12 protein-coding genes are annotated in these 15,177 nt (G+C 40.0%); 7 read left to right on the forward strand and 5 right to left on the reverse strand.

The annotated features are described in order from the left end of the window. The first annotated feature begins 38 nt into the window (after positions 1–38). From G7074_RS20870 to G7074_RS20890, 7 genes are all read left to right on the forward strand, one after another. Positions 39–1,010 carry a type IX secretion system membrane protein PorP/SprF gene (locus tag G7074_RS20870; RefSeq protein WP_166211103.1) on the forward strand — a complete coding sequence of 324 codons (972 nt, stop codon included), beginning with the start codon at positions 39–41 and terminating at the stop codon, positions 1,008–1,010. A 45-nt stretch (positions 1,011–1,055) separates the two neighbouring features. Next, positions 1,056–3,017 carry an OmpA family protein gene (locus G7074_RS20875; RefSeq protein ID WP_124559221.1) on the forward strand — a complete coding sequence of 654 codons (1,962 nt, stop codon included), beginning with the start codon at positions 1,056–1,058 and terminating at the stop codon, positions 3,015–3,017. A 372-nt stretch (positions 3,018–3,389) separates the two neighbouring features. Continuing rightward, positions 3,390–4,700 (forward strand): DNA polymerase IV, encoded by a 1,311-nt coding sequence (gene dinB / locus G7074_RS20880; RefSeq protein WP_124559220.1) that lies wholly within the window; start codon positions 3,390–3,392, stop codon positions 4,698–4,700. 2 nt (positions 4,701–4,702) lie between these two features. Further along, the gene (locus tag G7074_RS27345; RefSeq protein ID WP_240916374.1) at positions 4,703–6,103 is read left to right on the forward strand and encodes a PHP domain-containing protein; all 1,401 of its coding nucleotides are present in this window, start codon (positions 4,703–4,705) and stop codon (positions 6,101–6,103) included. A 38-nt stretch (positions 6,104–6,141) separates the two neighbouring features. Beyond that, entirely contained in the window at positions 6,142–6,471 is a 330-nt protein-coding gene (locus G7074_RS27700; protein WP_255456749.1) for a hypothetical protein, read from the forward strand. 11 nt (positions 6,472–6,482) lie between these two features. Next, positions 6,483–7,718 (forward strand): hypothetical protein, encoded by a 1,236-nt coding sequence (locus tag G7074_RS27355; RefSeq protein WP_255456750.1) that lies wholly within the window; start codon positions 6,483–6,485, stop codon positions 7,716–7,718. 145 nt (positions 7,719–7,863) lie between these two features. Further along, positions 7,864–8,367 carry a YdeI/OmpD-associated family protein gene (locus G7074_RS20890; protein WP_124559218.1) on the forward strand — a complete coding sequence of 168 codons (504 nt, stop codon included), beginning with the start codon at positions 7,864–7,866 and terminating at the stop codon, positions 8,365–8,367. Between the two features lie 78 nt (positions 8,368–8,445). Here the strand turns inward: G7074_RS20890 and G7074_RS20895 are convergent, their stop codons facing one another. The 5 genes from G7074_RS20895 to G7074_RS20915 form a co-directional block, all read right to left on the reverse strand. After that, positions 8,446–9,174: a polyprenol monophosphomannose synthase gene (locus G7074_RS20895; protein ID WP_124559217.1), complete on the reverse strand. Its 729-nt coding sequence runs from the start codon at positions 9,172–9,174 to the stop codon at positions 8,446–8,448. Between the two features lie 249 nt (positions 9,175–9,423). Further along, positions 9,424–10,905 carry a peptide MFS transporter gene (locus G7074_RS20900; protein WP_124559216.1) on the reverse strand — a complete coding sequence of 494 codons (1,482 nt, stop codon included), beginning with the start codon at positions 10,903–10,905 and terminating at the stop codon, positions 9,424–9,426. A 66-nt stretch (positions 10,906–10,971) separates the two neighbouring features. Next, the gene (locus G7074_RS20905; RefSeq protein WP_124559215.1) at positions 10,972–12,561 is read right to left on the reverse strand and encodes a peptide MFS transporter; all 1,590 of its coding nucleotides are present in this window, start codon (positions 12,559–12,561) and stop codon (positions 10,972–10,974) included. 147 nt (positions 12,562–12,708) lie between these two features. Further along, the gene (locus G7074_RS20910) at positions 12,709–13,608 is read right to left on the reverse strand and encodes a hypothetical protein (protein ID WP_166211106.1); all 900 of its coding nucleotides are present in this window, start codon (positions 13,606–13,608) and stop codon (positions 12,709–12,711) included. Positions 13,609–13,642: 34 nt separating this feature from the next. After that, on the reverse strand, positions 13,643–14,821 hold the full coding sequence (locus tag G7074_RS20915) for an acetyl-CoA C-acyltransferase (RefSeq protein WP_124559214.1): 1,179 nt from the start codon (positions 14,819–14,821) through the stop codon (positions 13,643–13,645). Positions 14,822–15,177 lie beyond the last annotated feature (356 nt).

Genomic DNA, 15,177 nt, shown 5'->3' on the forward strand with positions numbered 1-15,177 from the left:
GGTTTTTAAACCAGACCCTACTTTAAGATATTAAGACGATGAAGAAATTAATTTGGATAATAGCAGGTTCGTTCATGTTGCTATCGGGGGCAGCATCTGCACAGCAGGATGCCCAGTACAGCCAATACATGTTCAACGGCATTTACATCAATCCGGCCTACGCAGGTTATAAAGAAGTATTAAACGTACACACCTTTTACCGTAGCCAGTGGACGGGAATTACCGGTGCACCCCGAAGCATGTCGCTGGCGGTCGATGCCATTGCCAACAGTGGTAATGTGGGGTTGGCGCTTCAGGTGGCAAGCGATAAACTGGGCGCACAGAATAACCTGAGCATTTACGGTAACTATGCTTACCGCATCAGGCTGAACGATGATGGTAGCTCTCGCCTGGCTTTAGGTTTAGGGGTAGGTATGGCACAATTGGGGATAGATGGTTCTCTTTTAAACCCGAACAACCCTGAACCTAACCAACCGGTAGGCATGCAGAGTACCATTGTACCCGATGCAAGGGCTGGCGTATACTTTGCCAACGATAAATACTATGCTGGTTTTTCGGTCGATAACCTGATTGCTACTTATATTGATATCGATCGTTATGCTTTTATTCCGCAACCCAAACCACATTATTATTTAACAGCAGGTGCACTGTTTCCGCTTAACGAAAATTTTCAGATCAAGCCTTCTTTTCTGTTAAAAGACGACCGTGGCGGACCAACCAGCTTAGATGTAAATGCCTCTTTAATGATCAAAGATTTTATCTGGATAGGTGGTTCTTATCGTACAGGAGTAAAACTGTATGATAAAAGTTATTTGCAAAAAGATCTTACACCACGCAACTCTGCTGTTGCAGCCATACAGATCTTTCCTTCCGAAAAATTAAGGATTGGTTATGGTTACGATTTCTCTATCGGTCCCTTGCAAGGTTACAGCAGCGGTACCCACGAGATTTCGATTGCCTATTCATTTATCAGACAAAATATCAGGTTAAGTACCCCAAGGGTGTTTTAAATAAATCATATTTCATATTTTTGACCAAATTAACTAAACGCTATAATGAAGAAAATTTTACTAGGAACCTGTTTTTCTGCATATTGTTTATTTGCTCTCAGTTTCTCAGCAAAAGCACAATATGTTTTAAAAGATGCCGATAAGCAATACGAGCTGTTTAATTACAGCAAAGCCATTGATTTATACGAACAGGCCTATAAAAAGAAAGCAAGCTTGCATACTGCCGAACGTTTGGCCAGCGCCTATGCCCTGGTTTACAATTATAAGGAGGCCGAAAGCTGGTATGCCATTGCCTCGAAAATGCCCGACAGCAAAGTCGAAAATATTTTAGGTTATGCCAAAGCTTTACAAAGCAACTCTAAATACAGCGAAGCCAAAGTGCAGTACCTGGATTACATCAGTAAAAATAAAAACGTATCAGAAAAGCAGCAGGCTGTTTGGCTTTCTTCCTGCGATTCGGCCTTGAAATGGTTAAAGAACCCTAAAAAGATCGAACTGGTTAATCAAAAGGCATTAAACAGCATACAGTCAGATTGGGGTGCCGTTAATTATCAGGGAGGGGTAGTATTTACTTCCGACAGGTCGGATGCCCGCCTCGAAACGCAGGAAAGCAAACCCTTTTTAAGGTTCGATGGCAGCAAAGAACCCGATAAAAAAGTTTATGGCTGGACCGGTAACGGATATTTAAAACTGTACATCAAAACTTCCCCGGCTGATAGCCTGGCCTTGTTCCCGATAAAAGCCGGAACAAGGTACCATGTAGGTTCGGCAAGTTTTACTGCCGATGGCAAAACCATGTATTTTACCTTAACCCGCATTACCAACGAACTCGAGCGTTTAAAGAAACAGCCTACAACGGTTAATGTTGAGATTTTTAGCTGCAACAAAGCTGCCGATGGTACCTGGAGCAAACCTGTATCTTTTGCCTATAATAACGTAAACCAATATTCGGTTGGCGATCCTTTTATTACCACCGATGGCGATAGCCTTTATTTCGTTTCCAATATGCCTGGTGGATTGGGCGGGACAGATATTTATGTTTGTTTAAAAACCAGTGCCGGCGACTGGGGGAAGCCAATTAACCTGAAAGAAGTAAACACCGAGGGCAATGAACGTAGCCCGGTTTTTGATGCAAAAGATAATTTTTATTTCTCGAGCGATGGCCGTACCGGAATGGGCGGACTGGATGTGTTCAGGGCTTTAAAATCTGGTAGCGAAATCCGTCAGATTGAAAATATGGGTTATCCCTTCAATTCCCCGCAGGATGATTTTGGCTTTAGCCTAAACGAAAAAGGCGGTATTGTTTACCTTTCTTCTAACCGCGAGGGTGGTTTGGGCAGCGATGATATTTACAGCATCGACCAGAAAATGATTTTAGCTTTCAAACTCGAAGGCCGTGTTTTTGATAAGGGAAGTAAACAACCGCTCACAGGTGCCTTAGTTACTTTAGCCAAGGTAAATGGCAGCATCTTAAAAACAGAAACCGACGAGAACGGTTTTTACAAGTTTGATCTCGACAAAGAATCAGAATACAATGTTTCGGCCGAAAAAACAAATTACAGGGCTGATGTAGAAAACCTGGCCACTATTGGCTTAACCACTTCAGCTGTGCTAAAAGAAGATTTGTATTTAGAAGCTGTGGTGATTAACAAAGCCATCCGCATTGAAAATATTTACTACGACTTCGATAAATGGAACATCCGTGCCGATGCCGCTGTAGAGTTGGATAAACTGGTGAAAATCATGACTGATAACCCAACCATCTGGATTGAGTTAGGTTCGCATACCGATAGCAGGGGTAAAGACAATTATAACCTCGATTTATCGCAAAAACGTGCCGAATCTGCTGTGCAGTACATCATATCAAGAGGTATTAATAAAAACCGCATTACGGCTAAAGGTTACGGCGAAACACAACTGCTAAACAAATGTGCCAACGGGGTAAATTGTACAGAAGAGGAACATCAGCTTAACCGAAGAACAGAATTTAAAATTGTAAAACAATAAGCATAGCTAAGGTTAACAATATATTTTATTTTTTAATGCCTCCGGTGTAAACCGGGGGCATTTTTTATGGCATTCCCGGACAGTCGCGATGTTACGTTGCCGCCTTGCTGATCCGATAACTATCGGATTTATTTCAGCCTCGCCATGGTCTGTGTCTTCACAGACTACTCTTCTCAGATTCAAACCTGCAAGGTTTGGTCAGGTCTACATGCCCTGAAATGTCTTGTATGAAAAAAAATGACTATATGTTGCAATAATTACTAAAAAATAAAACTAAAATTGTTAGTATTTTGTTTAAAACAATTCAATTTGCGTTTTTATTAAAACTAAAAATATTAGTATTTTTGATCTATTCATCCCAGTATTATAGCAATGGAAAAAGAAAGGCAGATTATTCATATGGATCAAGATGCATTTTTTGTGTCGGTAGAAATTAGAAAAAACCCAAAACTATTGGGTAAACCCGTTATTATTGGCGGTGGTAGCGATAGGGGCGTGGTAGCTTCATGCAGTTACGAGGCCCGGCAATATGGTATCCATTCGGCAATGCCTGGCCGAACGGCAAAATTGCTTTGTCCGCAAGCTATTTTTTTAAGGGGAGATATGGAAGAATACTCACAAGCCTCGCATGAGATTACCCAAATCATCGCAGATAAAGTGCCCCTTTTTGAAAAGGCCAGTATCGACGAACATTATATCGATATGACGGGTATGGACCGCTTTTTTGGCTGCATGAAATTTGCTTCCGAACTCAGGCAAACCATTATAAGAGAAATGAAATTACCCATTTCCTTTGGTTTATCCGTTAACAAAACGGTGGCTAAAATTGCTACCAATGAGTCAAAACCAGATGGCGAACGGCAGGTTACTTTTCCAGAGTTAAGGCCTTTTCTCGATCCGCTGGCTATTCATAAAATTCCGGGCATTGGCCATGCTACCTATAAAAAGTTAAGCGAAATGGGGGTGCGGCAAATCCTTACCCTTACACAAATTCCGCAGCAGCTTATGTTTAAAATTTTGGGGCAACACGGGCTAAGTTTATGGCAAAAAGCAAATGGTATCGATCTGGCTCCTGTAGTGCCTTACCGCGAAAGGAAATCCATTGGTACACAGGCTACTTTCGAAAGCGATACCATGGATATCGCTAAACTGAAAGCCATTATTACCGGCATGGTAACAGGGTTAACCTTTCAACTGCGCAATCAGAAAAAACTTACTGCCTGTATTACCGTAACGGTGCGCTATACCAATTTCGAAACGGTTACCCAGCAGGAACGGATTCCCTATACCTCGCTCGATTCTTTTCTGATTAGTAAAGCCCATAGTCTTTTCGAAAAAGTTTATGCCAAAAGAATGCTTTTGCGTTTGATTGGCGTTAAACTTTCACATCTGGTAAGTGGTTACGAACAGATGGGCTTATATAACATCGCCGAAGAAGAATACAGTCTGTACCAGGCCATGGATAAGGTGCGTAACAGTTACGGGGCCGAGGCGGTAGTAAAAGCCTGTATTGTTACCCAGCCACCCCGCGATGAAAAAGGGAAAATAATAAAATACAACCCCCGTAAAAAGAAAGTACTGATCGAAAATACTGCTGATGAAGAACAGGAAGTAAAGAAACGTTCAAAAATCAGAAGTTTTATGAGCGAAAAAGGAACTACCGGTACCAACTTGTACGATTAGCCATGTTTTTGAATGTACATTCTTCATATAGCCTTAAATATGGTACACTGAGTATTGAACAGCTGATTGCCACTGCGCGCAGTCTGGGCATCCATCAAATGGTTCTTACGGATATCAACAATTCAACCGGGGCAATTGAGTTTATCCGCCAGTGCTATAAACAGGGCATTGCCAAAGAGTCCGACGAAATACATAAAGGCAATATTCCATACCAGATTAAGCCCGGAGCTGGTATTGAGTTTAGAACTGATAACAGGTTGTTGTACGTGGGTATAGCGAAAAATAAAGAAGGCATGCGCGAGTTGAATGAGTTTTTGAGCTACCACAACATCAACAATATTGCCCTCCCCGAAACCCCGCCCGAAATGAGGAATGTATATCTCATTTATCCTTTTCAGAAATCATTTAATCAGGCACTAAAAGAAAATGAATTTGTAGGGATACAAGGCAGGCAACTTAATTTTTTATACAAGCACCCGCTGCTAAGGCAGAAAGAAAAACTGGTGGTATGGCATCCGGTTACCGTAACCAATAAAATTACATACCGTTTGCACGAATATTTTAGGGCCATTGAACTGAACACACTGTTAAGTAAAGTCCTCGATGAGCAGAAATGCGATCCCGGCGAATTTTTAATGCCCGAAGCCGACCTCACCAGGCAGTTTGAACAGTATCCTTTTATTATTCAAAATACCCATCAGTTACTAAACAGTTGCGATTTGAGTATTTACTTTGAAGATAACCCCACACCTTCTTCTAAAAATAAATTCTATTATACCAATGAAGGCTTTGAGGGCGATAAAAAGCTGTTACGCCAATTAGCAGAAAATGGGCTTAAAGATCGCTATGGCGAAAACAATGCAGAAGCCACTGCACGTTTGGAAAAAGAGCTACGGATTATTGAACTCAAAAATTTTTGTGCCTATTTCCTCATCACCTACGATATTGTTGATTATGCCATGAACACATGTGGCTTTTATCATGTAGGCCGGGGCTCTGGGGCCAATAGCATTGTAGCGTATTGCTTACGCATTACCGATGTAGATCCCATCGATCTCGATTTATACTTTGAACGTTTTCTGCACGAAAAAAGAACCAGTCCGCCTGATTTTGATATCGATTTTTCGTGGGATGAAAGAGAAACGATACAACGTTATATTTTTAAGCGATATCCCGAATGGCATGTAGCTTTTTTGGGTACTATGAATACTTTCAAAGACCGTGCAATTATCCGCGAAATTGGTAAGGTAATGGGCTTGCCCAAAGAAGAGATCGATAGTTTTACCGACCCGACCAAAGAAAGGGAAAACCTGCTGAACGCCACCTATCAAAAATTGCTGGCTGTGCACCAATACATGAAAAATATGCCCAACCAGCGCTCTATACATGCCGGGGGATTCTGATTTCAGAAGAACCCATTACCTATTATACTGCATTGGATATGCCGCCCAAGGGTTTTCCTACAGTACAATGGGATATGTACGAAGCCGAAGCAATCGGGTACGAGAAATTCGATATTCTAAGTCAGCGGGGCATTGGCCATATTCGCGAAGCTGTACAGTTAATTCAAAAGAATAAGGGAAAGCAGATCGATATACACGATTTCCCGACTTTTAAAAATGACGCCAAATTGAACGGAATCTTAAAAGAAGGGCAACCCGTAGGCTGTTTTTATATCGAATCGCCAGCTATGCGGCAGTTGCTCAAAAAATTAAAGTGTGATAATTACCTCACCTTAGTAGCTGCCAGTTCTATTATACGTCCGGGGTAGCCAGTTCGGGCATGATGAAAGCCTATATAGAACGTTATCACGCACCCGATAAAGTAGTTTACCTTTGCGAGGTAATGAAGCAGCAACTGGCCGAAACTTATGGCGTAATGGTTTACCAGGAAGATGTAATTAAAGTATGCCATTACTTTGCTGGCCTCGATCTGGCCGATGCAGATGTGCTGCGCAAGGCCATGAGCGGCAAATACCGGTCGAAATTGGCTTTTGATGAATTGGTAAGCAAATTTTTTGCCTCGGCGCGTAAAGAAGGTCACTCAGAAGAATTGATTACAGAAGTGTGGCGACAGATTTCATCTTTTGCAGGTTACAGCTTTTCGAAGGCGCATTCGGCTTCCTTTGCCGTAGAAAGCTATCAGAGCCTGTACCTTAAAACGTATTACCCCATGGAATTTATGGTTGCCGTGCTTAATAATTATGGTGGTTTCTACAGCCGCTGGGTGTACGTTAACGAGCTGCAAAAAACAGGTGCGCACGTGCATTTACCTTGTGTAAACCACAGCGATGAAGTGGTGAATATACAGGGCGAAGATGCTTATATAGGCTTTATCGGTGTGCAGGGGCTGGAAGAGAAAAATATCAAGATTATTCCTGCCGAGCGTAGGACCAATGGACCTTATCTCGATCTGGAAGATTTTGTAAAGCGGAGCAATATTTCGTTAGAGCAGGCCATTATTCTAATCCGTTTGGGCTGCCTGCGCTTTACCGGCAAAGACCGTAAAACCCTGCTTTGGGATGTACACAATTACCTCGGCTTTAAACAAAAAAAAGTAAATGCGGCCGAGCTTTTTAAGCTGAGTTATAAAACCTATCAGTTGCCTGAGCTGATAGATTCGGAGCTCGAGAATGCTTATACAGAATTAGAATTACTTGGTTATCCGTTGAATTATAAAATGTTCGATTTTCTGAAAACAAGCTACCGTGGCGATGTAATGGCTGCCGATTTGCACAAATATTTAGGTAAAACCATCAGGATGGTGGGCAATTATGTATGCGAGAAAACAGTACATACCATTAAAAACACCAAAATGTGGTTCGGTACATTTTTAGATGCCGACGGCGAATTTTTCGATACTACCCATTTTCCTAATAATACTCCTATGTATCCTTTTAAAGGGAAAGGCTGTTACCTGATTTTGGGTAAGGTTGTCGAAGATTTTGGCTTTCAAAGCATCGAGGTGTTAAAGTTTGCCAAACTGGATATTCAGATGAATCCGGTAGCGATTGATTAAAAAATATTCATTATTCGATAACATTGTTAAAAATATGAGCCGAATAATATTTTGTACGCTTGCGCGCGTTTCTAACGCGTGCATAAATAGCCCAACGATTCCATCGTTTAAGCTTTTTCATCAACATAATTTTTATATTTAATCCATGATTCACTTCAAAGCAGAAATAGAGCGTTTCGAAAGCATGGGCGAAAAAACTGGCTGGAGTTATGTATTTATTCCGGAGGTTTTAGCCAATGAGATTAAAGCCGGTTGTAAAAAGAGCTTTAGGGTAAAAGGCAAAATAGATCAGCTCGAAGTTTCCGGCCTGGCTACCATACCGATGGGAGAGGGCGATTTTATCATTGCCTTAAATGGTCCATTGCGCAAAAAACTCAGAAAAGAAGCCGGAGCAGCTATCGAATTATTCTTAACAGAAGATAAAGACTTTAAAATTGAAATGCCCGAAGATCTCGAGATCTGTTTGTCAGAAGAGGAGCATCTGATCCAAAATTTTTTAAAACAACCTAAATCGCACCAAAACTATTACATCAACTGGATTAATCAGGCTAAAACAGAACCAACCCGTACTAAAAGGCTTGCGATGACGGTTAAAGCGATGGATAAAGGGCAGGATTTTGGAGCAATGATGAGGGAGAGTAAGTTGTGAGTTCGGATTTTTTAGTTTGGAAATAGTAAAGAATAAAAGAATTACGCTGATTCCCAATTCCAATCTCCCAACTTAGGGCTACCGATTATAATTCCTGAACCAGCTGTTCACCTTCATCTGGATTACACCTAAAAAGGCTTCCCTAAAAATACGTGTACTCATTTTAGAAGTGCCTTCAGTACGATCGGTAAAGATAATAGGCACCTCAACCACTTTGAATCCGAATTTAATGGCGGTAAATTTCATTTCAATCTGAAAGGCATAGCCCACAAACTTAATTTTATTTAGTGGAATGGTTTCCAACACTATTTTGCGGTAACATTTAAAACCAGCAGTAGCATCCTGAATGTTAATGCGGGTAATAAAACGAACATACATTGAAGCAAAGTACGACATTAAAACCCTGCCCATCGGCCAGTTTACCACGTTTACCCCCTTAACATACCGCGATCCTATAGCTACATCTGCACCATTTACGCAAGCTTCGCGCAGGCGCGCCAAGTCATCAGGGTTGTGCGAAAAATCAGCATCCATTTCAAAAATGTAATCGTAATTTTTTTGCAGTGCCCAGTTAAAACCATAAATGTATGCAGTGCCTAAACCTTGTTTGCCCGAACGTTCTTCGATAAACAAATGCCCCTGGTATTCATCCTGCAACGATTTTACAATATCAGCAGTTCCGTCTGGAGAGCCATCATCAATAATTAAAACATGAAAAGGTTGGGTTAAAGAAAATACCTTGCGGATAATCTTTTCGATGTTTTCCTTCTCGTTGTACGTTGGTATGATGACTAAACTATCTGGCACGTTCGTTGTGTTTTTTATGAATAAAAGCTTTGTATTTTATGCCCTGCGCTTATTTGCACACTGCCCTTTGCTTTCAAAAGGCGAAAGTAAAGATTTAATATGAATTCATCACGATTTTTCCTTGAATTGTGGATGCTTTACATCAACGACATTAAACAATTATTTTTTTACCATATAAGACATTTAAGGACACTTAAGATTTAAAACTTATATGAAACTCAAATGCCTTATATGGTTAATATTAAGCAATTATCTAACTTCCTGCATTAGCCTTTTAACCAACTGAGAAAAAAGGATTAAAGCTAAACCAGCTATTAAAGAGTACAATGCCAAAGCTTTATAGCCTTCAGTATATGCCATTAACTTGGTGGTTAACGAAGCATTATCGATACTCGACATTTCTGCGCCCAGTTTCCCTGCAGCCAACTGCCCAAAAGCACTCGATAAAAACCAAAGTCCCATCATCATACCAAACATCTTTTTAGGCGAAAGTTTGGTAATAATCGACATACCAATAGGACCTAAGCAAAGTTCGCCCAGCGTTAACAGTAAATATGCCAGTGTAAATACATTTAGCGAGCTAATGCCTTGTGCGTTTGCAAAGAAACGGGTAGCATAAAATATATAAAAACTCAGCGCCAGTAAAAGAAAACCAATACCAAATTTAACCACAGTATTGGGCTCTATTTTGCGTTTGTAAAGGCCTAACCACAAAATACCCACAATCGGACTAAACACAATAACAAAGAAAGAGTTTACACTGTTGTTTACCACATTGGGGTCGATATTAAAAAAGAGAATTTTATGATCGAGGTTATCTTTTGCAAACAACGAAAGCGAACCACCACTTTGCTCGGAAATGGCCATGAAAATGAAATAACAAAAGATAAATACAAAAGCTGCAAGCAATTTATACTGTGTCTTTTTATCTTTTATTTTAAAGGTTTCGTACAAAAAGTAAATCATAGCCACCACACCAATCGTGTACATGAAATAATCGGTAAAAGCTGTGTTTTTTACCATGATGTAAATTAGCGGGATACACAGGATAGAGCCGATGTAAACCGAAATTTCGAATGTTTTCTGTTTTGTTTTTTTAAGGTGCAATAATGGCGAGTTGCCAATAGGACCTAAATGTTTTTTAGTGAAAATAAAGGTGCCTAAGCCAAACATCATTACCACGGCCGCCGATAAAAAGCACAAATGCCAGCTGTAATATTTACCCAAATAAATACACATGGCACCACCTAATAAGCCGCCTACATTAATTCCTGCATAAAAAAGTCCGTATCCGGCATCCCTTCTGTTATCTTTTTCGTGGTAGAGTTCACCCACCATTGAAGATACATTGGGTTTGAAAAAACCTGTACCGATAATGGATAAGGTTATGCCAATATAAAACAGATCGTGGGGCGAAAAAGCCAGGACCAGGTTACCGATAATCATTAACGATCCACCCCAAAAAAGTGATTTCCTAAAGCCCAAAATCTTATCGGCAAAAATACCCCCAATAAAGGTAAACGCATATACAAAAGCTTGAATGGCACCATATTGCAGGTTCGATTTCTGATCGCTCAAACCTAGCTGATCCACCATGAAAAAGGCCAGTACGCCACGCATGCCGTAAAAACAGAAACGTTCCCACATTTCTACCAGCGATAGATGCCAGAGCTGTTTAGGATATTTTCCCTCAAAATTCTGGATATCTTCTATTGAAACTGTTTGTTCCATTGAAATTTGTTTAAAAATTAAAAGCCCGATCGGAACCGGGCTTTATATGAAATTTATTCTATTCTGTTAATGAACACCGTGCATCCACTTGCGTAATAAAGGGCTTAATGCAAACATAATTAACCCTGCAACAATAGGAATGATCGTAAATATTAAGAAGAAAATTGAAATAGAGTATTCTGAGCTTATCTTATCGATTAAACCTCCGGTAGTACCTGCTAACCAGTTACCGATAGCAGTACAGGTAAACCATACACCGAACATTAAACCCACCAGTTTAGCAGGAGCTAACTTACTAACGTACGATAAACCAACAGGCGAAACGCATAACTCTCCAACAGTATGAAAGAAATAAGCGAATATTAACCAGAACATACTTACCTGCGCTGATGTGGCTCCTTTTGCAATGTCCATACCACCATATGCCAATCCAGCAAAGCCTATACCGACGAAAATTAAGCCCAGACCAAATTTTACAGGGCCACTTGGATTAAATTTAGTTTCCCATACTTTAGATACAAATGGAGCAAGAGAAACAATAAAGAATGAGTTCAAAATCCCAAACCATGAAGCAGGAACTTCTGTATTTAAAGAGGTAAATTCCTTTTGTACTTTCCAGATGGCTAATCCCCAGATAATAATAAAGCTTATTGCTGTGAAAATTATTGTAGCAGGATATTTTTTTGCAATTTTTGCCGCCAGGCTTAATAAAACCACCGTTACAGCAATAAGTGGAAAAATAGTAAGTATTGCATCAACCCATTTAAAAGTTGTACCTGCACTTCCTGTTAAATTTCTAAGGGTATAATCTTTTGCGAAAATAGTCATTGAACCGCCTGCCTGCTCAAATACCATCCAAAAGAAGATAGTAAAAATCGAAAACACTGCAATTACAGCTAAGCGTTGATTACTTACATTTTTTGGTAAAACTTCATCAGTTGGATCGACTACTTTTTCCGTCTTATTTACGGCAGCACCTAAAACACCAAATATTTTTTGTCCGAAGTAAAATTGAAGCATTCCAAAAAACATAAATACTCCCGCTAGTCCAAAACCCCAGTGCCAGCCCACTTTTTCGCCTATATAACCGCACATTAACATACCTAAAAAGGCACCAGAGTTAATACCCATATAGAAAATGGTGTAAGCAGCATCTTTCTTATCACTTGTAGATGGATAAAGTTTACCAACTATAGAAGAAATATTTGGTTTGAATAATCCGTTTCCGGCGATTAATAAAAATAATCCTAAATAGAAGAAATTGGTATTTGCACCTTCTAAGGCCATTGATATATGACCGAGAGTCATAATTAAGGCTCCTAAAATAACTGCTTTTCTATATCCTGTCAATCTATCGGCAATTAAGCCGCCAATTATTGGGGTTAAATAAACTAAGCCTGTGTACCATGCATAAAGTTGTAAAGCCTCTGGTCTTGTCCATTGCCAGCCGCCTTTGCTCATTTCACTTACTAAGAATAAAACGAGTAAAGATCTCATTCCATAGTAACTAAATCTCTCCCACATTTCAGTAAAGAATAGTACAAAGAGGCCTACCGGGTGACTAAATAATTTTTCTTTTGATACGCTGTTACTCTCTAAATGGATATCAAGTTCCTTGTTATCGTCAATACTAATGGTTGCATTAGATTTTTGCATAAAACATTTGTTGGTTTTGGTTTATGAATTCAGAATTTGTGTGTTGTTTAAGCTAGTTTAGCAGGGCGCAATATAGTCAGCGGATGCCAAACTCACAAATTTTTAAATGATGTGTCAGATAATGAAGTTGTTAAGTTTTGTTAAAAATTAAAACTTTCTGATGGGCTTAACATTTTTCTTCGGATCTGCATAAAGTTCATCGTTCGAATTGGGGTCGTTGTTTAGCGTAAGTTCTTCCTGTAGCTTTAATTTGCCTCCAATGATTTTGAAGCCATCAAAAGTACCGTCCGATCCATAAAATTCAAACTTTCCTTTTATTTCTGGATCGAAGGAAGCCAGGTGATCGAACACAATCATCCCCGCTTTTACATCGGTTTTAAGCATCATTGCATTCGATTTGGCATACTCAAATATAACCCTGTTCTTTCCTTTCTGTTCTTTTCCATCAAAAACAGGAGCGCCAAAGTTTACGTTGTCTTTATCAAATGAAAGGATTTCTATTACCTTTTTAGTAGTGGTCTGCGTATTGCCTTTCCAGCCTAGCAGTACATAATAAGGTAAACGGTTTCCGCTAGTTACCGGTACAATTTCATAGTATCTTGCTCCAAACCATTTCTGATTATTGGTAACAATATTCGAATCATTCATATTCTCCGTTTGGTCGATGAGCGGATAAAGCTTTAAAGGACCATTTTTGGTATTCATCTGTATTGTACCATAATAGCGATAGCTGCCGTTTTCGAGATGTACATACCAGGTTAAAGTTCTGAAAGCGTGATCAGGAGATATGATTATCGAAACATTTTTTAACGAATCAAAAGAGAAAGTAAAAGAATTGGGCATTTTTAGGGCTTCAACTAAGAGTTTAACAAATTTACCGTTATTTTCGAGTTTCTCATTGTCGCTTAATGCAGTTGCCATAGCTGTTGAAATTTTGATCAGTGAATCCTGAAAAACGTTAAGTTTATTAGGTGCCTGTTGCGCCTTTGCGTTAAAGCCTAGCAGGCCAATAAACAACAGGACAGACAACTTTATGTTCTTCATCATGTTTGATCGTGAGTTTTTTACAGCTGTAAGTTTATTATGATATTTTTTCTATAACCAGTGCACTGGCGCCACCACCACCATTACAAATACCAGCAACACCGATTTTGCCATCGTTTTGTGCCAGTACCGAAAGTAGGGTTACCACAATCCGCGCGCCTGAGGCTCCCAGTGGGTGACCAAGCGACACTGCGCCACCATTAACATTTACCTTACTATCATTTAGCTCGAGGAGTTGATTATTGGCAATAGAAACTACAGAGAAAGCTTCGTTAATCTCAAAAAAATCTACAGCTTTAATATCAATATTGGCTTTGTGTAAAGCCAGTGGAATTGCTTTTGAAGGGGCAGTGGTAAACCATTCTGGTGCCTGTTGGGCATCAGCATAGCTTAGTATTCTGGCCAGGGGCTTTATACCCAGTGCTTTTGCCTTATCGGCACTCATTAAAACCAGGGCTGCAGCTCCATCGTTCAGGGTAGAGGCGTTTGCAGCAGTTACCGTTCCGTCTTTTTTGAAAACAGGTTTAAGTGCCGGTATTTTATCAAATTTAACTGCTATTGGCTCGTCGTCGGTATCTATTAAATTAATATCACCCTTGCGGTCTTTTACTTCAACGGCAACAATTTCGCTGGCAAATTTACCTGCAGTTTGTGCCGCTTGTGCTCTTTTGTACGAGTTGATGGCAAAATCATCCTGTGCCTCGCGGCTAATGTTACATTCCGTAGCGCAAAGCTCGGCTGCTGATCCCATATGGTAATCGTTGTAAACATCCCATAAGCCATCTTTTACCAATCCGTCAGTTATTTGCCCGTGACCTAGTCTATAACCATTCCTGGCTTTATCAAGATAGTAAGGAACATTGCTCATACTTTCCATTCCGCCGGCCACAATAATATCGTTATCGCCATTGGCAATACTTTGTGCCGCTAGCATAATGGCTTTAGTACCTGATGCGCATACTTTATTAATGGTGGTTGCTGGTAAATCTGGTAAGCCGGCAAACTTGGCAGCTTGTGTAGCAGGCGCCTGACCTAAATTGGCCGATAAAACGTTGCCCATGTACACTTCCTGAATCTGTTCGGGTTTTAATGCTGCTTTTTCTATTGCCGCTTTAATAGCAAAACCACCTAACTGAGTGGCCGAAAATTGTGCTAATGAGCCTCCAAAACTACCGATAGGCGTTCTAACAGCCGATACGATTACAACTTCTTTCATGTAAACTAAATTTTTATGAATTTTTGGTTAGGCTGCTAAGTTAGTTAAACGTTAGATGTTTGCAAAACCTATGTGCCTTAAATAATAAAAGAAGTCAAGTTTAAACCAGCGCGGTGCATGTAAAACTAGACTTCTTTTGTATGAGAAATAGCTGTTAGCAAGTAAGCCTATGGGATTTCGAAAACCTCATAGGTTTGTTAAATAGGAAATATTTTTTTGAAAATGGATGCTCCGGTGTTCATGGCTGCTGGTAATCCTGCAAGTCCTTACTCATACTTTGCTCCAGGCTTTCCGTTCTATCAGGTTTAATGGCAGACTGCACGGTTTAAAACCTGTGAGGTTTGTTCTAAAATGGT

Origin of the sequence: Pedobacter sp. HDW13, from assembly GCF_011303555.1 — a bacterium.
Lineage (GTDB): Bacteria > Bacteroidota > Bacteroidia > Sphingobacteriales > Sphingobacteriaceae > Pedobacter.